The organism is Nakamurella sp. A5-74 (assembly GCF_040438885.1).
Taxonomy (GTDB): Bacteria; Actinomycetota; Actinomycetes; order Mycobacteriales; family Nakamurellaceae; genus Nakamurella.
In genome coordinates, this window is record NZ_CP159218.1 from 735,169 (window position 1) to 757,177 (window position 22,009).

A 22,009-nucleotide genomic window follows, 5' to 3' on the forward strand; every position below is an offset into this window, starting at 1 on the left:
ATAGTGATAGGGGTTCGCAGGGCGGATTCAACTGGTCGTCGCAACACCTTCCTGATCATGGAGGTGTCAGATGCCAAGACGTCAGCAACAAGCAGACCGAGCGATTCGACCGGCGATGCGTTCACCGGGTCGGCCGGCGCCGCCCAGAGACGTGGAGCGCAAGTTCTGGCAACTGATCGCCAGCGGGATGGGCAGCGAAGAGTCTGCGGTCGCGGTGGGTGTGTCGGCTCCGGTCGGATCGCGTTGGTTCCGGCACGGTGGCGGGATGCCACCTCTGAGTCTGGTCGAGCCGACCGGCCGCTGCTTGTCGTTCGCGGAGCGTGAGGAGTTGGCTCTGCTGCGAGCGCAGGGCAACGGCGTCCGCGCGATCGCCCGGATGATGGCGCGGGACCCGGGCACCATATCGCGGGAGCTGCGGCGGAACGCCGCGACCCGTGGCGGGAAGCTCGACTACCGGGCCTCGGTCGCGCAGTGGAAGGCGCAGGCTGCTGCGAAGCGACCCAAGCCGGCGAAGCTGGTCAAGAATCCGCGTCTGAAAGAGTATGTGCAACAACGACTCAGCGGTCAGCTGCAACGCCCGGACGGGACGGTCGCGCCTGGTCCCAAGACCGCTTGGAAGGGGCGAAACAAGCCCCGCCGGGAAGACCTCTGCTGGGCCACCGCTTGGAGTCCGGAACAGATCGCGCACCGACTCGTTCAGGATTTCCCCGATGATCAGGACATGAGGATCAGTCACGAAGCGATCTACCAGGCGCTCTACATCCAGGGCCGCGGTGCGCTGAAGCGGGAGTTTGTCGCCTGTCTGCGCACCGGTCGTGCACTGCGGGTACCCCGACAGCGCTCCCGCAACAAAGCTCAGGGACACGTCACCGCCGATGTCGTGATCAGCGAACGCCCCGCCGAGGTCGCCGACCGTGCCGTGCCCGGGCACTGGGAAGGCGACCTCATCATCGGGCTCAACCGATCCGCGATCGGGACTGTGGTCGAGCGCACCAGCCGCTACACCCTTCTCGTTCACCTGCCCCGCCTGGACGGCTACGGGATCGAGCCCCGGGTGAAGAACGGCCCGGCCCTCGGCGGCTACGGCGCCGTCGCGATGAAAGACGCGCTGACTGCGACGATGGCGACGATGCCGGCCGAGCTGCTGCGATCGTTGACCTGGGACCGCGGCAAGGAGTTGGCCGCGCACGCCCAGTTCCGCATCGAGACCGGCATCGCGGTCTACTTCGCCGACCCGCATTCACCCTGGCAGCGGCCCACCAATGAGAACATGAACGGCCTGTTGCGCCAGTACTTTCCCAAGGGGACCGACCTGTCACGCTGGACCGCGGAAGACCTTCTGGCAGTCCAGACAGCGATCAACAGCAGACCCCGAAAAGTCCTCGGGTGGAAGACACCCGCTGAAGCCCTCGACGAGCACCTACGATCGATCCAGCTACCTGAAGCGCCCCAGGTTCCCTGCCGCCCTCATACGGGTTGCGGCTCTCGGTTGAGGGCCGCGTAGTGGGCTTGCTCGTACTCGACGGGCGGGACGGTTCCCAGGGTGCCATGCAAGCGCCGGTTGTTCAACAGTCGACCCAGCCGGCAGTGGCGTACTCGACGTCCGCGATGCTCTTGTATGGCCCGGTGTGGAACACGGTGGGCCGGACGCACTCGGCCTTGTACGGGCCGTTGATCGACTCCATCAGAGCGTTGTCGTAGGCGTCGCCGACGGACCCGATGGACGGCGATATGCCCTCCAGCGCCAGGTGATCGGTCAGCAGCACCGACGTATATTGCGACCCGGCATCCGAGTGATGCACCAGCTCGCCCCGGGTAGCGGGGTGACCCTGCCGGCCGCGTTCCCACAACGCCATCCGCAGCGGGACCATGACCAGCTCGGTTTCCTTCGAGGTCGCGGCGTGCCAGGCCACGATCCGTTGGGCGAAGACGTCCACGATGAACACCACGTACACCCACCCGGACCAGGTCCGCACGTAGGTGAAGTCGGTGACCCACACCCGGTTCGGCGCCGGCGCGGTGAAGTCCCGGTCCAGCAGGTCGCCGGCACGCTTGCCGTCCTTCGCCGGGATCGTCGTACGGACACCCTTGTCCCGGCGAACCCCGCTGAGGCCCAACACTTTCATCGCCCGATCCACCGCGCCGGCACTGACATCCTGACCGACTGTGCGGCGCAGCAACGCGGTCATCTTCCGCCGCCCGTACAACCCCTCCGGGGTCAACTGCCGCCGACCCTGGCTGTCGATCGTCCAGGCCGCGGACCGGACCGCGTCCACGACGTACGCGTCGCTGATGACCCTGGCGGCCGGTCGGCAGGCCCGCCAAGCCCGGTAGGTTCGCGCGGCGATCTTGCAGCCCTGCTCGCGCAGGACTCGGCAGATCGACTCGACCGCGTCACCTTCGCTGCGCAAGGTGTCGATGAACCCCATCATCAGCGGTTGCGGGGGTCGAGTTCGCCCGCGAAGAAAGTTGTTGCCGCCTTCAAGATCGCCACGTCCTCACGCAGCTGCCGGTTCTCGGCCTTGAGCTTTCGGATCTCCTCCAGCTCCTGGCTGGTGATCCCGTCGCGTCCGCCGGCATCGACATCGGCCTGGATCACCCAACGGCGCACGGATTCCTGCCCGACGCCCAACTGTTTCGCAACGGCCGCTGCTGCGGCCGTCAATGACGGGTACTGCCCGCGATGCTCGGTCACCAGCCGCACCGCACGAGTGCGGAGCTCCGGATCGATCTTCTTCGGCATGCTGCTCATCCTTCCAACTCACAAGGATGCGGCAGGGAACCTGGGGCGCTTCACACACCGGCACGGATCTGCTCACCGACCGGCAGAAAGCACGGCTCGCCTCGCTGTTCACCGACCTGGACCACGCTGAGGTCGAGGCGACATGGGGTATCTATCAGCGGCTGGTCGCCGCGTATCGGAACCCGAACCGCACCGCCGGCGCTACCGAGCTGAAAGCAGTGATCGCCTCCCTCGCAGAGGGCGTCCCAAAAGTGCTGACCGAACTGCGACGGCTCGGCCGGACCCTGCTCAAGCGAGCCGCAGACGTTCTGGCGTACTTCGACCGGCCCGGCACATCCAACGGACCGACCGAGGCCATCAACGGCCGCCTGGAACACCTACGCGGATCCGCACTCGGCTTCCGCAACCTCACCCACTACATCGCCCGATCACTGCTGGAGTCCGGCGGGTTCAGACCCCGACTACACCGCGGATTGTGATGAGCCGGATAAGCTCTGCGTATTGCATCTGATGCAACATGATGGACTCTGCTGGGACGCTCCTATCCTGGCATTGTCCATGTCGTGACCTGCGTCGATGCAATTGATTGTTGGCTGCGAGGCGCCAGGCGAGGATCGATCGGCCCGGTCGGTCGGGGGCGTGGGCCCGCCGCGCAGGGAGTTGACCTGCAGGTATTGCCATGACGGTGCATCGGGTGCAACATTGGTTCATCTGATGGAACGTCTTGTTGGGAGCTGATCATGGCGGTTGACGCTGCGGGTCGGGTCACGTTGGTGCGCTCGGCGCCGTGGCTGCATGCGGTTGTATTGACAACGCCAGAGCCAAGATCGATACTCAGCTGGAATCGTCCCAGAATAGTGGTTCGACCTCGGACCGGCTCAGCAATTGATCGATTAAGAGGTGTGGGCCGCTGATCTTGGTCGCAAGGAGGTCGTAATCGGAATAGACGAACCCCTATCAGCGGCCCAGACGTTCGTCGGAGTGAAGTCGTGCAGGCTGGAATCAATGAAGGTAGCCAGAGACCCGACTGAACCCCGCCATACCTCAACTGCTTCGAAATCCCGGCTCGGCAAGCTTCCGTAGAAGGCGAAGCACTGCTGTCCCAAAGGGCTTGCCTCCGACAGGACGTCGATGAGCGTGTACCAAGTGACCTCGTCGAGCGAACCCTCTGGCGGCGGCGAGACTGACTGCGCCCACGATCCGCGCGGGAACCAACGAATGCTCGGTGGAACATCATGGGGCGATTGAAGCGAACCACCAATCTGATCGAGATACTCGCTCCACCGCAGCCTTATCCAGGGTTCATTTGGCCTCGCCACGTACCCGAGTGGGACCCCGCTGACGGTGCTTGCAGCATCCAGGTCGACACCACCGATCATGAGCGGTTCGACAGCGCCACGGTCGATGACCGAACGGCGAGCATCGTGGTGTGTTTGCGGGCCGATCAGCGCTGCGTTCTGATACATCGCGTGCAACAGCCATACCTGCGCCGGCCAACCACCGGGATTGAATCCGGTCATGAACCCAGAGGTCTGGCCCGTCTGCCTCAACCACTCGACCGCCTGCTCTGACTCAGTGGCTGAGAGGCGGTCCATGGAGACCATCATCGCAGGTCCCGGGCGACACTCGCCGACAGTCAGCAGTATTGAGCGGTCACACTCGACGGCGTTCGACCGGACGGTCAGACCTCGCCTCACACCCATGCAGCAAGGAATACGTCCAACCGCGATACGCAGGGGTGCCAGTAGGGACTGAAACAGGCTGCTGCACACCACTTCTCCATCGGAGCGGACGTAAGATCAGAGTGATCGTCGCAGTACTCGTACCTGCCAGGGTCCGAGCATAGTCAGCGGCTCGGACACGGGGTGGTTGGCGATGAGAACAGAGCTGCTGGCCCAGTGGGAAAACGTGGCGGTGAGCCCCAGCTCGTCCGCGCTGAAGTTGGCCAGGACTAACAGCTCTTGGGTGTCTGTCGCCCGGAGATACGCATACAACCGGGGATGCTCGGGGAGCAGTTGGGTGTAGTCGCCTTGCACCACGGTCGGCTCGGTGTGGCGCAGTTCGATGAGCCGCCGGTAGTACTCGAACACCGATTCCGAATCACCGTACTGGGCCTTCGCGTTGATCTCGGTGAAGTTGGGGTTGACTGCGAGCCAGGGTTTTCCGGTGGAGAAACCCGCCTGGTGACCAGCGGTCCACTGCATCGGGGTGCGGGCGTTGTCCCGCCCAGCCGCTCGGATCCCGCGCATGACCGCGTCTACATCCCCGCCACCGGCGATCGCTTCGTCGAGAGCATTGAGCGACTCGATGTCGACCAGGTCGCCGCGTCCTCGTAGTTCGGTGTTCGTCATCCCAAGTTCTTCGCCCTGGTACACGAACGGCGTACCCCGGTGCAGGTGCAGGACGGTACCCAGCAGCGTCGCGGCCTCGCGGCGATACTCACCGTCATTCCCGAAGCGTGAAACAGCGCGTGGTTGATCGTGGTTGCTCCAGTACTGACTGTTCCAGCCGCGATCACCCAGACCGTCCTGCCACCGTGCGAAGACCCGTTTCAGCGCAACGAGATCGAAGGGACGCACGTCGAACTTCGTCACTCCGCGGTCGAGGTCGACGTGGTCGAACTGGAAGACCATGTCGACCTCCCGGCGATCGGGGTCGGTGAACAGCACGCCGTCCGTCACGGACACCCCGGGCATCTCGCCGACCGTCATCAGCACCTCGGGAGTCGATCGCCGGATCACCGCGGTGAGTTCGGCGACGAATTCGTGGACCCGCGGGCCGCTGGTGTAGTACAAGGTGCCATCACCCCAGGGAGTTCCTGGGATCGGTGCGCCGTCGGGCAGGCCGGGGACCTTCGAGATCAGGTTGAGCACGTCGAAGCGGAACCCGTCGACACCGCGATCGATCCACCAGCGCAGTACGTCGGCCATGGCCGACCGCACAGCGGGGTTCTCCCAGTTGAGGTCCGGCTGCTCGGCGGCGAAGAGATGCAGGTAGTACTCGCCGCTGGGCTCGTCCCACTGCCAGGCCGAGCCGGAGAAGAAGGATGCCCAGTTGTTCGGTTCGGCGCCGGGTTCGCCGCCGACCATGCCGTCGCGGGGTGGTCGCCAGACGTACCAGTCACGCTGGGCGGCCGTCCGTGACGACCGGGAGTCGGCGAACCAGGCGTGCTGGTCGGACGTGTGGTTGGGCACCACATCGATGACCACCCTGACGCCGCGCGCGTGGGCCTGGGTCAACAACTCGTCGAAATCGGCCAGCGAGCCGAAGAGCGGGTCGACGGCGGTGTAGTCGCTGACGTCGTACCCGTTGTCGACCTGGGGGGAGGGGTAGAACGGCGACAGCCAGATGACGTCGATCCCCAGGTGCTGCAGGTGATCCAGCTTGGAGACGACGCCGCGCAGATCACCGATGCCGTCGCCGTCGGAGTCGGCGAAGCTGCGCGGATACACTTGGTAGACCACCGCGGACCGCCACCACGGCTGCTCCGGAGCTGCCGTCGCGGTCGACCGGTCGAGGTCCAACCCGGCGGTCATCGCGCACCCGCGACGACGGACGTGAACGCGGGAGCCAGCGCGTCCCAGTCAGCGGCCCGGCAGTAGACGGGGACCTGGTCCAGCGAGTACTCCCGTCGGTCCACCGATCCTCCGGTGACGGCCTCGCCGGAGAACACGTGCACCCAGTCCCCGCCGGGGAGGTAGGTGTCCCAGGCGGTCGCGCCAGGTTCGGTGATTGGATGGACCAGCAGGCTCTCGCCGAGCATGAAGTGATCGGCGTGCTCCCAGATCCGCTCGTCGTGCGGGTCATCGAAGAACAACGCCCGCATCAGCGGGGCACCGGACTTAACACTGATCGCGGCCTGGGCGGTCAGGTACGGCACCAGTGCTTCGCGGAGTCGGGCGAACGACCGGAAGACGCGGACGACGGACTGGTCGTCGTTCGTGTCCGCCACATACCAGGGAGTGCGGTCCCGCAGCGGCTTGCGATGGTGGTTGAACTCGGAGTGGTACTGCATGATCGGCATGAACACCGACGCACCCGCCGCCCGCAGGTACAGCTCGGACTCCGGGACCGGGCCCGAGAAGCCGCCCAGATCCCAACCCCAGTAAAGGATTCCGCAGGCCGACGCGGTGATGCCGGCGGTGACGGAGGAGCGGAACGCCTCCCAGGTCGAGTCCTCGTCGCCGGCCCAGAAGATCCCGTGGGCCTGGGAGCCGGTGAAGCCCGCGCGGGAGAAGGTGACCGGTGCCTTGCCCTCGGAGCGCAGCAGGTCGCCGAAGGCCCGGGCGTAGTGGACCGGGAACAGGTTGTTGCCGTCGTCGCCGCGGCGGCCGTCGCCGTACCGCAGGTCGCCGCCCCAGGCGTGCTCCCCGCCGTCGGTCTTGAATCCGTCGACGTCGAGATCCTTGACCAGGTAGCGGCGCTTCTCGGTCCACCAGTCACGGCCCCGCTGCACCGACAGGTCGGGCATCAGCGCCTGTGGGAACCACCAGCCACGGTTGCGGTACGGACGGCCGTCCTGTTCGCGGACCACCAGGTCGCCGGCGATCATCGCATCGGCATCGGCCCTGGCCTGGCCACGGGGATGTGGTCGCATCTTCTGCAGGGGGATCTGCCAGAGAATCACCTTGACTCCCCGGCGGTGCAGCTCGGCGATCATGCCGTGCGGATCCGGCCACGCGCCGTCCTCCGGATAGCTGAAATCGCCTGCTGCATGGGCGGTCCCGTCCTCGTTCACGGCGTAGCGGGCGTCCCGGAAGATGGTGATGCCTTCCTCGTCGCTCCACGCCTCGATGACCACGGCGCCGAGCGGGATGTCCAGGTCGCGGTGATGGTCCATCCGGTCCATCACCAGGTCCTGGGTGTTCCACTCGTTGCCGGAAGCCCAGAGCTTGAACACCCATGACGGCAGTTCCTGCGCCCGCCCCACCTCGGCGGTGAAGGCTGCGAGGGTCTCGGTGGGGGAGCCGGTGTAGATCCCGACGTCCAGATCGGGTTCGTCGGCGCCCAGGGCCGCTTCGATGACCAGGACATCGGGGCGGGCGGCGGCGACGTCGTACCAGGTGCGTCGGCTGGTGCGGACGTGGAAGGCCCAGCCCGACCCGTCCTCACCGCCGACGACGTGGGCGAAGGGCATCGGCAGATAGGTGCGACCGTGCGCGCCCTGCTTCTTGTACTGCTCGAACACCACGGAGTCAAGGATGTGTCCTCGCTGATCGACCCGGTCGAAACGCTCACCGAATCCGACGACGTGCTCCGCCGGCTGCAGCCGGAGAGAGAACCGGACGCGATCCGGTCGATCGCCGATCATCCGCCAGCTGACGCTGTCGGGAACCAGGCGGTCGGTGGGGACCTGCAGCGCCGCTACGGCATCCGAGGTCCAGACAGCTGCCCGGAAGTAGCACCACCGGCTGCGCCGGAGGCCGGAAGCACTCTCGGCAACGAAGCGGTAGCGGTACTCGGTGTCGGCGGCCGCCGGCGGCAACTCGACCGACCAGTGCCCACTGCCGACGGCGCCACGGGCCTGCGCGGCCGCGAGATGGCCCTCGCCGCCTGCTGCGGCCGCTCTGTCCTGTTCGGTCAGCTCGGCCGGACGGAGCTCGAGGGTGTGCGACTGTTCGCCGGCGGAGCTGATCGCGAGGTACTCGCAGCGGACGGAGGTCACCGTCGCGGCCATGCGGACGCCGAGCACGACCGCCTGCCCGACCTCGGGCTGGACCGGAATGCGTTGGTCGGCCGTGGTGGCGTACGGGTGCTCGGAGCCGAGTGGACGATGCCGGATCACAGTGGACTACTCCTGGTGCTGGTGTGGTCGGTTTCTGCATAGCGAGGTGGTGTACGAGCGAACGGCCGGGTTCCGGCCGGTGCGGCATCCAACGTGCCGCACCGACCGGAACCGTTGTAGCAGAGCGGTTCCCTGTGTCAGTTGCCGATCAGTCCGGTGACGGTCTCCTGCGCATCCGTGAGCGCCTTCTCGACCTCGGTGCGGCCGGCGGCCGCGCCGGTTAGGGCGTCGTTCACGGTGTCCTGCATCTCCTGCTGCGAGGCGATGACGGGCGGCAGCACGGCCTTCTCCAGCGAGTCGAAGACGGCCTTGCGGTTCTCCGGCTTGCCGGCCGACAGGTACGGGGTCAGCGCGCTGTCGTCCGCGGTGGGCGGCAGTTCCCAGCTGCTCGCCAACCGGGCCTTCACCATCGTCTCGGACGAGGTCAGGAACTCGATCCACTTCTGGGCAGCAGCGGCGTTCTTGCTCTTTGCGTTGACGACGGCGGCGTTGGTGAACATCGCGGAAGCCTTGGTGGTGTCGCCCGGTTCCACGACGATGTCCCAGTCGAAGGGCACGTCCTTCATGGCGGAGAACATCCAGATGCCGGTGTGCCACATCGCCAGCTTGCCCGACTTGAACAGGTTGGAATCGAAGTCGGGAGTACCGGCTCCGTCCGCCTCGGTCGGCATCGTCTTGCCGGACTTGCCGATCAGCCAGTTGGCAGCCTTGACACCCTCGGCGGAGGCGAACGTCGCTTCGGTCTTGTCGTCGTTGAAGAACGTGCCGCCGGTCTGCGCCAGTGCCTTGTAGAACTCGTTGTAGGAGATGGGCTGGTAGTCGCCCCAGACCCCGGTTGCCTTGTCGGTCAACTTCTCGGCAGCCGTCTGCTCGTCAGCCCAGGTCCACGCATCCGTCGGCACCGCGATCTTGGCCTTGTCGAACAGGGTCTTGTTGTAGAACAGCACAACGTCGGAGAACGACTCGGGCAGGCCGTACTGTTTGCCATCGGCGGCGAACGCGTCCACCAGGCTGGTCCGGTACTGCGACTTGTCGACATCCGAGAGCTCGGCGAGCGCGCCGCTCTCCGAATAGGTCACGAAGTTCTCGTAGTTCAACTCGAACGTGTCGGTCGCGGTCCCGCCGGCGACCGCGGTTTGCAGCTTGGTGAAGTAGTCGTCGTACGGGACGGTCTCGAGCGACACCTTGACGTTCGGGTACTGCTTCATGAACGCATCGGCGATCGCCTTGATGTCGGCCTCGTGCCCACCGTTGGCGGAGAAGTTCATATAGCTGACCGTGCCGGTGACCGACGTGTCCGTCGAACCCCCGGTGGCGGAGGAGGACGCGGACGTCGAAGCCGCGCTCGATGGCGCGGACGACGGGTCCTCGGAGGCCGTCGCGGGTGCGGAGCTGGACTCCGGTGACGACGCCGGGGTGCTGGCGGCGGGCGGAGCGGTGGTCGCCGCGGTGGTCTGCGGTGCGGTGGCAGAGCCCTGACCGCAGGCGGTCAGGACCAACGCGCCGGCGATGCCGATCGCGCCGGCAGCTAGTCGGCGTCGACGTGCGACGGAGGAGAGGGAGGAAGACATCATTGTCCTTTCGAGGATGGATCGGGGTGACAGGCGGGACGGTGCGCAGTGCGGGACGTGCTGGTGCCAGGACGTGCTGGGTGCCGAAAAGCGTGGTCGCTCATTTGATTCCGGTGTGGGCGATGCCGTCGACGATGTGTCTCTGGGCGAGCAGGTAGATGATCGCGATGGGGATGATCGAGACCACCGAGCCGGCCATCACGACGTTCCATTCGGTGGTGAACTGCCCGTGCAGGGTCGAAAGACCCAGCGGCAGCGTCATCAGCTCCGGCGACCGGATCACCACCAGCGGCCAGAGGAAGGAGTTCCAACTGGCCATGAAGGCGAAGACGGCCAGGGTCGCCAGCGCCGGGCGGACGAGCGGGATGATGATGGTGGCGAAGATCCGGAAGTGACCGGCCCCGTCGATGGTCGCGGCCTCGTCCAGCTCCCGCGGCACGCTCTCGATGGCCTGCTTCACCAGGAAGATCCCGAAGACCGACGCGAACGACGGCGCCAGCAGGGCGAAGTAGGTGTCCTGCAGCTTGAACTCCCGCATCTCGATGAACAACGGGACGACGAGCACCTGCAAGGGGACCATCAGGGTGGCGAGGTACAGCGCGAACACGACTGACTTGCCGCGGAAGTCGAGCCGGGCGAAGGCGTAGGCGGCCATCGAGCCGGTCACCAGCTGCACCAGGGTGGTGATCACCGCGATCCACAGCGAGTTGAGGATGATGCGCAGCATTGGCAGCGCTTCGAACAGGGTGCGGTAGGAGTCCAGCGTGGGGTTCCGGACCAGGAGCGACGGGCCCTCGGACAGGTTGCCGTCCGGGGTGATCGAGGTGACGAAAGTCCACAGGAACGGAAAAAGCATCGCGAAACAGCACGTCACCATGACGAGGTACCAGGCGACGCGCCCGACTCGACGTCCGGTCGACGGTCCCTCCGGCGCGATCGTGATCCGATCGGTACGGGGAGGGTGATCGGGACCGAGAGATGTTGGCAGCACCGCAGTGTCAGACATTGTTGACCCACCGTTTCTGTCCGCGGAGTTGGACGACGGTGATCAGCAGGATGACGACGAACAGGATCCAGGACAGTGCGGAAGCCTCACCTGCTCTGCCGTAGCGGAACGTCAGGTTGTAGATCTGGCCGACGACCACCTGACTGGAGCCCTGGGGCCCGCCACCCGTCATGACGAAGACCTGGTCGAACACCTGGAACCCGTTGATCAGCGAGATCACGACGACGAAGAAGGTGGACGGCGACAGCAGCGGCAGGGTGATCCGTCGGAACCGCTGCCACCCGGTGGCGCCGTCGACGGTGGCCGCCTCGTACAGATCGCCAGGGATGGCCTGCAGGCCGGCCAGCAGGATCACCATCACGAAGCCGAGGTCCTTCCAGGCGGACGCCAGGATGACCGAGGGCAGTGCCCAGTCGGGATCGGTCCACCAGCCGGGCTGGCCGAGGCCGAGGCCACCGAGGATCTTGTTGACCAGACCGTTCGCCGGGTTGAGCAGCCACTGCCAGACCAGCGCGACCACCACCCAGCTGGTCACCACCGGGAGGAACACCGCCGCCCGGAAGAAGGAGCGTCCGGCGAGTTTGGTGTTGAGTGCCAGAGCTAGGGCCAGGCCGCCGACGTAGACCAGCGGCAGGTACCCGAGGATGTAGACGGCGGTGTGCAGGAAGACCTCGCCGGTATTCGGATCGCCCAGCAGCTTTGCATAGTTGTCGAACCCGACCCACTTCATGTCGGAGATCAGGTTCCATTTGTGGAAGCTGATCCATAGTGAGCCGAGCATCGGCACGAACGTGAAGACGATCAGTGGGATCGCGCTGGGCAGCAGGAACAACAGCACCCAGCGCAGCGGGGTGCGCCGGCGCGCGGTCGTCCCGGAGCCGGCGGTGCGCATCGGTACTCCGGCGATCGGGCTCGGTCCGGTGGCCGGTGTGGTGGCCGCGGCGGACACGGTGGCACTCATCCGGAGCTCCGAGATGCGTGGGCGTGCAGCCGCTCCCGCACGAGTTTGCCCTGGGTTCCGGCGACACCGTGTGCGTCGAAAGGTGACGCGAGGATGAGTGACGCTGCCCCGAGGGCCCAGGTGTCCTCGTCCCAGACGACGGTCTGGAATCCGACGTGCCGACGCGCGGGGATGAGGTGTCGGCGGAAGGAGTCGGCGAAACCGTCCGACCAGTGCGCCCAGCCGGCAACTCCCTCACCGAGGATGACCACCACCTCGGGGTTGACCAGATGCACGATCCCCGCGAGGGTCCTGCCGAGCACATCGCCGGCGCCGGAGTAAATTTGTTGGGCCGCAGTCGATCCCTCGTCGGCGGCGCGCAGCAGCGCGGCCGGTTCGGAGCCCACGGGGAGGATTCCCTCTGCCACACCGGCATCGATCAAGGCCTGGTCGCCAATGACGGCTTCCAAGCAGCCGCGCAGACCGCAGCTGCACACGGGTCCGTCCGGGATCACACAGATGTGGCCGATCTCGCCCACCCCGCCCGACGAACCGCGATACACGTTGCCGTCCACGATCATCGCCAGGCCGATCCCCCTGCCGATGGTCACGATCAGGTAGTCGCGGTGGTTGCGTCCGACGCCGAACAACCGATCGGCGACCGCGAGCGTGTTGACGTCGTTCTCCACCAGAACTGGGACCTGCAACCGGGAGCGCAGCTGTGCTCCCAGGGTTGCTCCGCTCCATCCCAGGGTGTGCGCGTCGACGATGCCGGAGTCCTGGGCGTCGACGGAACCGGGCACGCCGACGCCGACCCCCAACAGGTGCTCGACGCCGGCCACCTCGCCCTCGACGAGCCGGACGAGCTGGTCGACAGCATCCGCGCGCATCGGGTCGAACGGCAGTCGGGTGCTGCGCTCGATGGCGAGGTCTGCGTTCACCTCGACCAACGCCACATGGTCTGCGGTGACCTTCACCCCGATGGCGTTCCCGGGGGAGTGTGCGAGACCGAGCAGCCGGGCGGGTCGCCCCCCGTCCGAGGGGACGGTGGCCAGCTCCTTGATGATGCCCGCCCGCAAGAGGTCTTTCGTCAGCTGGGTGACGGTGGCCGAGCTGACGTCCAGCGTCCGCGCGAGCTCGGCCCGGGACGCGGGACCCCGGCTGGCCAGCACGCCGAGCAACGCGGATGGGGTCGAACCACCCTTGTCCACCGACCTCGTCGTCGTCGCCACCGTGACCTCTTCCCTTTCGTGCACTTAATTTAGTGGTGAGCTAAGCAGTGAACCAAGTACCTGTCAACCTCTCGAGGAGTTGCAGATCGGCGAGCGCAATCTGTTGCAGGACAGGCGTTTGTGGTCATAGGATCGGAGGGTCACACTTTGTTTAGTACTGAAGAAAGTGTCGACGTCAGTTCGCAACGAAGCGGAAGGAGGTGCGGATCGTGAAGCGTGCCCGAAACGGCAATCGGCACTCCGCGTACGCGCACACTCGACCTCCGCCGTCGGCTGTCGCTACCGCGCTCGCGGGAGTCCGGAGTCGCAGCCCGGGCAGCCGATTCTGCCGCGCTCGATGCGGGACACCTCGGACGAGGCCCTGACCGCGACGCTGTCGTGGTTCCGTTCCGCAGCTTTTCCACCGCAGACCGCCTGCGAGGCCACCGCGGCCACCCGTCGCAGTGCCGGCGCGGCCACGCAGCGAAGCGCTCTCGGGGCGGACATCGTCCTCGACCTGATCGTGATCTGCGTCGACGACCACTCGGGGGCGCATGCGGCTGAACCCCAACGCATCCCACGGAATGTCACTCCGCCGCATTAACGACACCCGAAGTCCCGATCCGATCAGCGCACACGGTGCGCAGCCTTCGAATTCCTTCGTGCGCCACCGCGGTATCCGGATCGCCAACAATCCTCCCGTCCCTCATCTGCGAGCTCATCGCGAATGGAGCACCATGACCAAGTCAACGCCAAGTCCTCCTGCGAACCCATCCGTGCAGTTCTCCCGCCGCACCTTGGTGCTCGGGGTATTGGGTGCCGTTCCGCTGTCTCTGCTCGGGCAGGGGGTGGCGCAGGCAGGCACCCTCACGGGCGTGTTCCACGGGCCGACCGGCAACGACGAGCTCTACGCCACGACGCCGACAGAGCGCGCTCCGCGCGATCCGATGGTCAGCCAGACGGTGCAGATGCACGCGACCACGTGGCCGATCTCCACAGGTCAGACCGTATGGATCACCTGGACCAAGAACGGGATCGCGCAGACCCCGGTCGGTGCGGGTTTCGACTACAACTCCGGCGGCAATTCCTATTGGACGGTCAGCCTCGGCAGCTTTGCCAAGGGTGATGCGATCAGCTACTCCGTCAATGCCGACGTCGACGGCGGCGGCACCAAGACCACGGGGCCCTACAGCTTCAAGGTGACCGACTGGTCCCAGGCGGCGGTCGTGTCCTCCTACGTCGACAACGGCTCGTCAGTGGACGTCGCTGTCACGGACAGCGCCGGTGCGCTCAGCCCGAAGATCCGCTTTACCTTCACCTCTGCAGGCACGTTCCGGACGCAGATCGCCCCCGCTGGAACGGGTCTCAGCATTTCGGGGTCAACTCCGTACTCCGTTACCAATTCGGCGTCCACCCTCCAACTGACCACCAGCGCCATTCAGGTCCGGATCCAGAAGAGCCCGTATCGGGTGTCGGTGTTCCAGGCCGACGGCACGACGTTGATCGCACGGCAGTACGACCCTTCGGTGTTCCGCAACACCGGGTGGGCCACCGACGCCGGGACCACCATCCGCAAGATCGAAGACCACTGGCAGATCCCCGTCGGCCAGCGGCTGGAGGGTTTGGGGGAGCGGTACGACTCGCTCGACCAGCGCGGGAAGGACGTCGACCACTACAGCTACAACCAGTACCAGGACCAGGGCACTACCCACCGGACCTACCTGTCCGTCCCGTTCATGACGAACTCCGCCGGCTACGCGATCTACGTCCCCAGCAACCGGTACTCGGTGTTCAACCTCGGAACGCACCTGTCGGACATGGCGGGCTTCACCGTCGACGCCTCTGGCGCAGCGAACGCCACCGTCGACTACTACTTCATCACCGGTACCCGCAGCCAGATCCTCGACACCTACACCTCACTCACCGCCCGGCCGAAGCTGCCGCCGAAGTGGGCGTTCGGACTCTGGATGTCGGCCAACGAGTGGAACACCCAGTCCGAGGTGCAGGCCCAACTGGCCAACGTCACCAGCTACGACATCCCGCACAGCGTGCTGGTGCTGGAGCAGTGGAGCGACGAGGCAACCTTCTACCTGTGGCACGGCGCCACCTACACCCCCAAGGCCGGCAGCGCCGCCCTGACCTACGCAGACCTGACGTTCCCCGCCGGCGGCGAGTGGTCGGACCCCAAGGCCATGGTGACCGCTGCCCACAACCAGAACGTCAAGGTGGTGCTGTGGCAGATCCCTGTGCTGAAGACGAACTTCGACACCAACCCGGCGACCGCCCCGCAGCAGCACCTCAACGACCGCTCCTACGCGGCCGCCCAGGGCTACCTGATCGGCGACGGTGCCGGCGGTCAGTACAAGATCCCCAGTGGGCAGTGGTTCGGCGACAGCCTGATGCCCGATTTCACCAGCACCGCTGCAACGGCGTGGTGGATGTCCAAGCGGCAGTACCTGTTCAGTGATGTCGGGATCGACGGGATGAAGACCGACGGCAGCGAGGCGGTGATGGGACGCGGGCTCACCTTCGCCGACGGACGCAAGGGCGACGAGATGCACAACGCGTATCCGAACGAATACACCCGGGTCTATGCCGCTGCCGTCGCGAGCGGCACCTCCAGCCAGGGCGTGCTGTTCTCCCGTGCCGGTACCGCCGGCTGCCAGGCGAACTCGATCTTCTGGGCCGGCGACCAGGCGTCGACCTTCGCCGCCTTCCAGGACGCGATCAGGGCCGGCTTGTCGGCGGGCGCTTCCGGGGTGCCGTTCTGGACCTGGGACATGGCCGGCTTCACCGGCAGCTTCCCGAGCAGCGAGCTATACCTGCGGTCAGCTTCGGCCTCCACGTTCATGCCGATCATGCAGTACCACTCCGAGAAGTCGAACCCGTCGCCGTCCGAGGCGCGGACCCCGTGGAACGTACAGTCCCGCTCGGGCGACACCACGGTCGTGCCGACCTTCCGCAAGTTCGCCAACGTGCGGATGAACCTGATCCCGTACCTCTACACCGAGGCGAAGAAGGCTGCCGACAGCGGCCTGCCGATGATGCAAGCCATGTCGATCGCGTTCCCCGCCGACACCACCGCAGCGGCGCTGGAGACCCAGTGGATGTGCGGCCGGCAGTTGCTCGTCTCGCCGATCGTCGCCGCCGGCGCCACCACCAAGGCCGTGCAGCTGCCGACGGGCGAGTGGTACGACTTCTTCTTCGGCGGCAAGGCATCAGGACCCGGCGTCAAGTCGTACTACGCCGGCACCGATCGGATCCCGGTGTACGCGAGCGCCGGCGCCATCATCCCGTTGAACCTAAATGCGAACTACGAACTCGGTGGTTCGATCGGCAACAGCGTCACCTCGTACACCAACCTGGTGTTCCGGATCTATCCGTCGGGGACGTCCAGCTATGCCTACTTCGACGACGCACCAGCTCTCTCGCGGACGATCACCGTCACCGAGAACTGGGCCGGCCACCAGGTGACGGTCTCGCTGCCGGCGCTGACCACGACCAGCACGCTGCAGGTGACGACCACCCAGCCCAGCGGGGTGACCAGGGGTGGCACGGCGCTGACCGCCCGCAGTTCGCTCGCCGCCCTCATCTCGAACGCCGAGGGTTGGTACTGGGATTCGGTGGGGCAGTTCACGTTCGTCAAGGTGGCCTCGGCGGCCGCCACCCGTTCGATCGTGCTGTCGGGGGTCGACAAGTCGGCGTACGAAGCCGAGTTCTCCATCCAGACCGGGGTCTCGACGAACACCAACCACCCCGGGTACACCGGGACCGGGTTCGTCGACGGCTTCGACGCGGTCGGCGATCAGCTCGACTTCGACGTCAACGTCGCCGCGACCGGCTCGCACGTACTGAAGTTCAGGTACGCCAACGGATCAGGATCGACGGCCACCCGCACCGTGCGGGTCGACGGAACCAGTGTCGGCACGGTGTCGTTGCCGGCCCTGGCGAACTGGGACACCTGGGGGACGGCCACCCTGACCGCCTCGCTGACCGCCGGTCGTCGCACCGTGCGGCTGGCCTACGAGTCGGCGAACGCCGGCGCGATCAACCTCGACTCGATGGTGGTGGCACGTCCATGAACCGGAGCAGCAGAACTGATCTCCACACTTCGGCGCTGCGGATACCCGCCGCGCCGCTGACCCGCCGCCGGCGGCAACTCGCCCGGGCGCTGAGCCGCGTCGCCGTGCCCGTCCTGGCCGCCACCGCGCTGACCGTGGTCGTGGCCCCGGCCGCCCACGCTGCCGTCCAGCGCGTGCAGTTCACCGGCGCGCCCGGCTATCTGGTGGTCGAGTTCCTCGACGACGACCTGGTGCACTTCGAGATGGGAGCGGGCACCCCACCCGGCGCCGGGACCGCGATCCCGGTCACCGACCAGATCGCGAAGACCAACTACAGCGGGCCCAGCACGTTCTCCCAGTCCGGCAACACTGTGAGCTCCGCAGGACTGCGGGTAGCGGTCGACACCTCGACGCTCTGCGCAACCGTCTCGGACCTGACCAGGAACCCGGTGCTGGTGCTGCAGACGGTCTGTCCCCGCAATCTCGGTGCTGCCTGGAAGGGCTTGTCGTTCACCAAGAGCTCGATGCAGAACGCCTACGGACTCGGTGAGCAGTTCTTCACCGGAGGCAGCGCCGACGGCGACTGGGACGGCCGAACCCGCTCGTCCGCCGGGAGCTTCGGCAACGCGATGCTCTACGACGCCGACAACGGGCCGGTGGCCAACACCCAGATCCCAGTGCTCTACGCCGTGGGTGCGAACAGCGCCAACTATGCGATGTTCGTCGACCAAGTCTACAAGCAGAGCTGGAATCTCACCGGGGATCCATGGACCATGGACACCTACGGGGACCAACTCCGGTGGTACGTGATGGGTGGTCCGGACCTACCGGATCTGCGCCGTGACTACCTCGAACTGAGTGGTCGGCCGCCGGTTCCACCGAAGAAGGCCTTCGGTCTGTGGGACTCGGAGTTCGGATACGACAACTGGGCTGAGATCGACACTTTGCTCGCGAGCATGCGGACTGACGGCTTCCCGATCGACGGGTTCATGTTGGACGTCAACTGGTTCGGCGGTGTCACTGCCGGGTCCGACTCGACCAGGATGGGCACCCTGCAGTTCGACACCACGAACTTCCCCAACCCGAATACGAAGATCGCCGACTATCGCGACACCAAGGGCATCGGCCTCATGACCATCGAGGAGTCCTACGTCGGCAAGGCGCTCGCCGAACACACCACCCTGGCCAACCAGGGATACCTGGTACGTGCCGGCTGCTCGACCTGCGCCCCGGTGTACCTCACCAGCAACGACTGGTGGGGTCGAGGCGGGATGATCGATTGGACCGACTCCGCCGCTGGTGCCTACTGGGCCCAGAACAAGCGGGTTCCGCTGGTGAACAGCGGAATCATCGGCCACTGGCTGGATCTCGGCGAACCCGAGATGTACGACGCCAACGACTGGACCCAGGGCATCCTCACCGGGAAGCACGCGCACGCGGATTATCACAACCTGTACGGCCTGGAGTGGGCCAAGAGCGTCGCAGCCGGATACACCGCGGCCGGTTCGACGCAGCGACCGTTCGTCCTCGCGCGGGCGGGAGCCGGCGGTATCCAGCGATTCGGCACCGCCATGTGGTCCGGTGACATCGGCTCGAAGCTGACCGCGTTGGCTTCCCAGCAGAACGTGCAGATGCAGATTTCGATGTCCGGCATCGACTACTTCGGGTCCGACGTCGGAGGGTTCCGGCGCGAGATGCTGAACTCGGACTTGAACGAGCTGTACACCCAGTGGTTCGCCAACTCCGCCTGGTTCGACATCCCACTGCGGCCGCACACGGAGAACCTGTGTAACTGCTACCAGACATCGCCGAACAAGATCGGTGACACCGCGAGCAACCTGGCGAACCTGCGGCAGCGGTACGAGTTGACGCCGTACTACTACTCGTTGGCGCAGCAGGCTGCCGTCACCGGCGATCCCGTCGTGCCGCCGTTGGTCTGGGCCTACCAGAACGATCCGAACGTGCGGGAGATGGGCAACGAGAAGCTGATCGGGAAGGACCTACTGGTGGCGGTCGTCGCCGGGGCGAACGAGCGGCAGCGCAACGTGTACTTGCCGACCGGGACCTGGTTCGACTACCGGACGAATGCCAAGTATGTCTCGACCGGACAGTGGTTCAACAATGTGCCCGCCTACGTGAACGGCAAGTTCCAGCTGCCGGTGTTCGCGAGGGCCGGCGCGGTGCTGCCGACCATGTTCGTCGACGACAAGACGATGAACGTCTTCGGCAAGCGGACGGACGGCACCACCCGGAATGAGTTGCGCGCGAAGATCTATCCGTCCGCGACGTCGTCGTCCTTCCCGTTGGTCGAGGATGACGGGGTCACGACCGCGTACCAGGGCGGCGCCAAACGCACCACGACCATCGGGCAGACGGTCAGCGGCTCCACCCGGACCGTGACCATCGGCGCCGCGTCCGGAACCTACTCCGGAGCTCCGACGACACGGGACAACGTGGTGGAGCTGATCACGGACGGCAGCCAGGCGTCCGCGGTGACGCTCGGCGGAGTTGCCCTGACCCAGCGCGCCAACAAGGCGGCATTCGACGCGGCGACCAGCGGTTGGTACAACGCCGGCGGCAACCTTGTCGTGGCCAAGACCGGAGCGCTTGCCGTCAGCAGCGCGAAGACGCTGGTCTTCACCACCGGTCAGGCCACCGTCAGCGCGTCGATCACGTGCCAGAACGGCACGACGACGTCCGGACAGTCGGTCTATGCGCTGGGCAGTGCCACCTCGATGGGGGCTTGGTCCGCGACCGACGCGGTCAAGCTCAGCCCGACGAGCTACCCGACCTGGTCCGGCACCGTCAGCAACCTCCCGCCGAACTCCACGGTCGAGTGGAAGTGCATCAAACGGCAGGAAGCAGGCGTGCCGAACACGGTCGATGCCTATCAACCTGGGGCGAACAATGTATTTTCAACCCCGGCCTCTGGCAGTGCCGGATCGTCTACAGCATCGTTCTAGCAGTCCTTCCGAGCCCAGCGGTGAGTCATGCGTGATAGCGCACGACTCGCCGCTGGGCTCGAACAACCGCATCGACCTACGAGTCGGCCGTGGCTGATCGTGACGGTCTATGCCTGGCGCAACTATTGGCGCGGCGCGGCGCGGTGATCCACAGGGCTTGCCTTGACCACAAAGTGGTCACGTTGACATCACCGATAACAGATAGTATGTCAGGGGAGGCCCAATGTGTTGTTCTGCAACATGTTCGAGATGCCGTCCCCGCTGCCAGACCTAAGACAGTGACCCCGGTTCGACCTGGACGACGTTTTCGTTCAATCAGAGCTCATGGGCCCAGGGCGGATCCGCGCCGGGCCTCGAGACGGTGATCGCCGCGACGCGCGAGGCGAACTCGAGCGCCTCTCGCAGGTTGTCGACGCCGAGCGTCTCGAGTCGACCGCCGAGGAAGCCGTGCTCGGCCAGGTGGTGCAGCAGCCCGCCGTGGAAGGAATCACCCGCGCCCACGGTGTCGACCAGGGTCGTCGGGGCGATCGGCACCCGCACCTGCTCCCCGCGCAACGAGGCGAAGGCACCGTCCTCGCCGAGCGACACGACGACCAGCCGGACGCCCAGGGCGTGCAACCGCTCAGCGGCCTGCTCGGGGCTGGAATCGGGCCACAGTTCGACGAGGTCGTCCCAGCTCAGTCGCACGATGTCGGCGAGCGACGCCCAGCGGTCGATCACCTCGCGGTAGTACGTGTCCGGGATCAGCAGGGTCCGCAGGTTCGGGTCGATGGACACCGTCATCGATGCCCTGGCCCGCTGCAGCAGTCGCTCGATCACCAGGCCGGACGGTTGCAGGGCCAATGCCAGCGTGCCGGTGTGGACGGCCACCGGTGCGACGTCGTCGGTGAAGGGACCGTCGATCAGCGGGGCGAGACCCTCGTCGGTCCAGCCGAAGTCGGCGGTGCCGGCCGTGTAGAACTCATAGGTCGCCGACCCGGACGCGGAGAGCTTCGCGATCGCCAGGGTCTGCGGCTCATGGGTGTCCTGCGAGGCGGACAGGTCGACCCCGGACGCCTCGAGTTTCTCCCGGGCCAGTTGACCCAACGACCCCGTCGAGATCCGTCCCGCGAAGCGTGCTGTCGTCCCGAGCCGGGCGAGTGCGACAGCACTGTTGGCCGGGCCGCCGCCGGGGTGGACGGTCAGCGAAGCTGCTCCATCCCTGATCCCGTCGACGGGCAGGACGGCGTCGGCGACGATCTCACCGACGACAGCGATGGTGGCCATGGGCACACCGTAATGGTCGGCCACCCGGGGTCGCGGTTCAGGCCCAGCCGAGCTCGTCCAGTCGATCGTCGTCGATCCCGAAGTGGTGGGCGACCTCGTGGATCACGGTTTTCGCGACCTGCTCCATGGCCTCCTGCTCGGAGTGCGCGTGCCACAGGATCGGTTCGCGATAGATGTGGATGGTGTCCGGGACGATACCGGCGTAGTTCGAGGTCCGGGCGGTCAGCGCGACACCGTGGTAGAGCCCGTAGAGGCTGCGGGTGGGGTGGCGGTCCTCCACCAGCACCACCACGTTGTCCATCGCCTTCGTGAACTCGGCGGGGATCAGATCCAGTGCATCGCTCACCAGTTCGTCGAAGTCGCGTCGTGACATCTCGATGGGCATGACGTCCATGATGCCGACGGAACCGGGCGGAGCGATCCGATGTTCGCCGACCGCGTACCCGTCCGGTTCCTGGCGGAA

The 22,009-nt window shown here is 66.1% G+C and carries 14 protein-coding genes and 1 pseudogene; 5 read left to right on the forward strand and 10 right to left on the reverse strand.

Annotated elements, in window-relative coordinates; all coding sequences use genetic code 11:
* Window positions 1-70: 70 nt before the first annotated feature.
* Window positions 71-1,504, forward strand: coding sequence for an IS30 family transposase (locus ABLG96_RS03295; protein WP_353649998.1), 1,434 nt, complete (start codon window positions 71-73; stop codon window positions 1,502-1,504).
* Here the strand turns inward: ABLG96_RS03295 and ABLG96_RS03300 are convergent.
* Window positions 1,468-2,743 (reverse strand): annotated as a pseudogene (locus ABLG96_RS03300) (IS3 family transposase). The gene ABLG96_RS03295 and the pseudogene ABLG96_RS03300 overlap by 37 nt on opposite strands.
* Here ABLG96_RS03300 and ABLG96_RS03305 point away from each other — a divergent pair.
* Window positions 2,665-3,222, forward strand: coding sequence for a transposase (locus ABLG96_RS03305; protein ID WP_353649999.1), 558 nt, complete (start codon window positions 2,665-2,667; stop codon window positions 3,220-3,222). The pseudogene ABLG96_RS03300 and the gene ABLG96_RS03305 sit on opposite strands and share 79 nt — an antisense overlap.
* A gap of 414 nt (window positions 3,223-3,636) precedes the next feature.
* Here ABLG96_RS03305 and ABLG96_RS03310 read toward each other — a convergent pair whose 3' ends face one another.
* The 4 genes from ABLG96_RS03310 to ABLG96_RS03325 all read right to left on the reverse strand — a co-directional run bounded on the left by ABLG96_RS03310 (window position 3,637) and on the right by ABLG96_RS03325 (window position 9,796).
* Complete coding sequence (locus ABLG96_RS03310) at window positions 3,637-4,350, reverse strand: hypothetical protein (protein WP_353650000.1); 714 nt, start codon at window positions 4,348-4,350, stop codon at window positions 3,637-3,639.
* Window positions 4,351-4,542: 192 nt separating this feature from the next.
* Window positions 4,543-6,279 (reverse strand): alpha-glucosidase, encoded by a 1,737-nt coding sequence (locus ABLG96_RS03315; RefSeq protein WP_353650001.1) that lies wholly within the window; start codon window positions 6,277-6,279, stop codon window positions 4,543-4,545.
* On the reverse strand, window positions 6,276-8,528 hold the full coding sequence (locus ABLG96_RS03320; RefSeq protein WP_353650002.1) for a TIM-barrel domain-containing protein: 2,253 nt from the start codon (window positions 8,526-8,528) through the stop codon (window positions 6,276-6,278). The genes ABLG96_RS03315 and ABLG96_RS03320 overlap by 4 nt, the downstream gene beginning before the upstream one ends.
* A gap of 137 nt (window positions 8,529-8,665) precedes the next feature.
* Window positions 8,666-9,796, reverse strand: coding sequence for a sugar ABC transporter substrate-binding protein (locus ABLG96_RS03325; protein ID WP_353650003.1), 1,131 nt, complete (start codon window positions 9,794-9,796; stop codon window positions 8,666-8,668).
* Window positions 9,797-9,821: 25 nt separating this feature from the next.
* On the opposite strand from ABLG96_RS03325, the gene ABLG96_RS03330 reads away from it, so the two are divergent.
* The gene (locus ABLG96_RS03330; RefSeq protein ID WP_353650004.1) at window positions 9,822-10,007 is read left to right on the forward strand and encodes a hypothetical protein; all 186 of its coding nucleotides are present in this window, start codon (window positions 9,822-9,824) and stop codon (window positions 10,005-10,007) included.
* A 192-nt stretch (window positions 10,008-10,199) separates the two neighbouring features.
* Here the strand turns inward: ABLG96_RS03330 and ABLG96_RS03335 are convergent, their stop codons facing one another.
* The 3 genes from ABLG96_RS03335 to ABLG96_RS03345 form a co-directional block, all read right to left on the reverse strand.
* On the reverse strand, window positions 10,200-10,955 hold the full coding sequence (locus ABLG96_RS03335) for a carbohydrate ABC transporter permease (protein ID WP_353650005.1): 756 nt from the start codon (window positions 10,953-10,955) through the stop codon (window positions 10,200-10,202).
* 142 nt (window positions 10,956-11,097) lie between these two features.
* The gene (locus ABLG96_RS03340) at window positions 11,098-11,997 is read right to left on the reverse strand and encodes a sugar ABC transporter permease (protein ID WP_353651364.1); all 900 of its coding nucleotides are present in this window, start codon (window positions 11,995-11,997) and stop codon (window positions 11,098-11,100) included.
* Window positions 11,998-12,062: 65 nt separating this feature from the next.
* Window positions 12,063-13,277 (reverse strand): ROK family protein, encoded by a 1,215-nt coding sequence (locus ABLG96_RS03345; RefSeq protein ID WP_353650006.1) that lies wholly within the window; start codon window positions 13,275-13,277, stop codon window positions 12,063-12,065.
* 755 nt (window positions 13,278-14,032) lie between these two features.
* Between ABLG96_RS03345 and ABLG96_RS03350 the strand changes: the two genes are divergently transcribed.
* The gene (locus tag ABLG96_RS03350; RefSeq protein WP_353650007.1) at window positions 14,033-17,338 is read left to right on the forward strand and encodes a TIM-barrel domain-containing protein; all 3,306 of its coding nucleotides are present in this window, start codon (window positions 14,033-14,035) and stop codon (window positions 17,336-17,338) included.
* Window positions 17,335-20,280, forward strand: coding sequence for a TIM-barrel domain-containing protein (locus tag ABLG96_RS03355; protein WP_353650008.1), 2,946 nt, complete (start codon window positions 17,335-17,337; stop codon window positions 20,278-20,280). The genes ABLG96_RS03350 and ABLG96_RS03355 overlap by 4 nt, the downstream gene beginning before the upstream one ends.
* A 315-nt stretch (window positions 20,281-20,595) precedes the next feature.
* Here ABLG96_RS03355 and ABLG96_RS03360 read toward each other — a convergent pair whose 3' ends face one another.
* Window positions 20,596-21,546, reverse strand: a complete 951-nt coding sequence (locus ABLG96_RS03360) for a carbohydrate kinase (protein ID WP_353650009.1) — start codon at window positions 21,544-21,546, stop codon at window positions 20,596-20,598.
* A 37-nt stretch (window positions 21,547-21,583) separates the two neighbouring features.
* Window positions 21,584-21,931, reverse strand: coding sequence for a metallopeptidase family protein (locus ABLG96_RS03365; protein ID WP_353650010.1), 348 nt, complete (start codon window positions 21,929-21,931; stop codon window positions 21,584-21,586).
* Between the last annotated feature and the right edge of the window lie 78 nt (window positions 21,932-22,009).